The sequence below is a fragment of the Streptosporangium sp. NPDC023825 genome (genome assembly GCF_040639575.1).
In the GTDB taxonomy this organism is placed as follows: Bacteria; Actinomycetota; Actinomycetes; order Streptosporangiales; family Streptosporangiaceae; genus Streptosporangium.
Window position 1 is genome coordinate 1 of record NZ_JBFAAE010000155.1, and the last position, 1315, is coordinate 1315.

The 1315-nt window shown below is 66.2% G+C and carries 2 protein-coding genes; both read left to right on the forward strand.

The annotated features are described in order from the left end of the window. Positions 1-303 precede the first annotated feature (303 nt). Positions 304-609 carry a hypothetical protein gene (locus AB0G15_RS43475; RefSeq protein ID WP_362678116.1) on the forward strand — a complete coding sequence of 102 codons (306 nt, stop codon included), beginning with the start codon at positions 304-306 and terminating at the stop codon, positions 607-609. Between the two features lie 49 nt (positions 610-658). Then, positions 659-1108 (forward strand): IS5 family transposase, encoded by a 450-nt coding sequence (locus tag AB0G15_RS43480; RefSeq protein WP_362851594.1) that lies wholly within the window; start codon positions 659-661, stop codon positions 1106-1108. Positions 1109-1315 lie beyond the last annotated feature (207 nt).

The following is a 1315-nucleotide window of genomic DNA, read 5'->3' on the forward strand; positions in this document are numbered from 1 at the left end:
ACAGATAGGCTTGGTTAGCGTAAGAGGGCGTCGGCGCTGGCCGCGAGGCGGCCGAGGATGTCGTCGAGTTGAGAACGCCGATGGCATGTGGCGAACCCAGCCGCGATCCGGCGCGCGAAGTGGCTTGACGATCGGGCTCGGCCCGGTCGAAGATGTGCCGCATGAGGATCCACAGAAAGGGTCATGCCGCGTAGGCGCCCCGCCGCCATACGGGCGGAACTGCCCCTGCACCCGCGTTCACCGGGTCCTCTCTGGCCCTCGCGGTCGATACTGCCCTTGTCCATATACCGGCAGGTCAGGGCCATGGAGAAGAAGAAGCTGGATAAAGACGCCGTTGAGCGTGCCCTGGGGGCGTGGAAACAACACGCGCGCTGTGCTCCATACGCCTCGCCTGAGTTCATGATGTTGGAGGTCGGCCACACGTGGGCCGACCCGCCGTACACCCGCGACGTGATCGAGGAGGCCGTCCGCGCGCTGCCGCCGAGAGCGGCCGGCGTCCTCGCCGCGGCCGTGCGTCCGATCGACAGGATGGCATTCGCGCGTACGCTGCCCGATCCTTTCGCCGATCCGGGAGGTCCGTGGTGGCACCGCAGGCTGTGGATCCGATGAAGCCGCCAGGCAGCGTCGTAGATCTTGGTTTGTCTGGTAGATCAGTTCTGTGGATGAGGAGCGGTTGAAGCGGCACGATCTGACCGATGGTGAATGGGCTCGGTTGGAGGTGTTGCTGCCGTCGATGAGGCCGCGGCGTGGTGGCCGGTGGGCTGATCATCGGATGGTGATCAATGGTGTGTTCTTCCGGACCCGTACAAGCGGTCCTTGGCGTGATCTGCCTGGCTGTTATGGGAACTGGAAGACGGTCTATAACCGGCATCGTCGCTGGTCACTGGACGGGACGTGGGCCAGGATCCTCGATGGGCTGCGGGCCGGGTGTGATGAGGCCGAGGGCAAGGACTGGACGGTGAGTGCGGATTCGACCATCGCTCGTGCGCATCAGCACGCGGCTGGGGCCCGGCGGGCTCCGGCCGCTGATGACCGTGCGGGGGGGCTGGATCGAATGACAAGAATTCGGTCGGCCGGGAGGCGTTGGGCCGGTCCCGGGGAGGGCTGAGTACGAAGATTCACCTGGTCGCGGACCGGCGGTGCCGGCCGATCGCCCGGCTGACCAGTCCGGGACAGCACGGTGACTCCCCGCGGTTCGTCCCGCTGATGGAGGTTGTTCGTATTCCGCGCCGTGGTCTGGGACGTCCGCGTCGCAGGCCCGGTGCCGTGATGGCCGATAAGGCCTACTCCTCTTGCGCTAACCGGGCCTATCTGC

Excerpts from the sequence above, each read along its gene's own strand:
- AB0G15_RS43475 (WP_362678116.1), top strand. The coding sequence starts at position 304 with ATGGAGAAGAAGAAGCTGGATAAAGACGCCGTTGAGCGTGCCCTGGGG.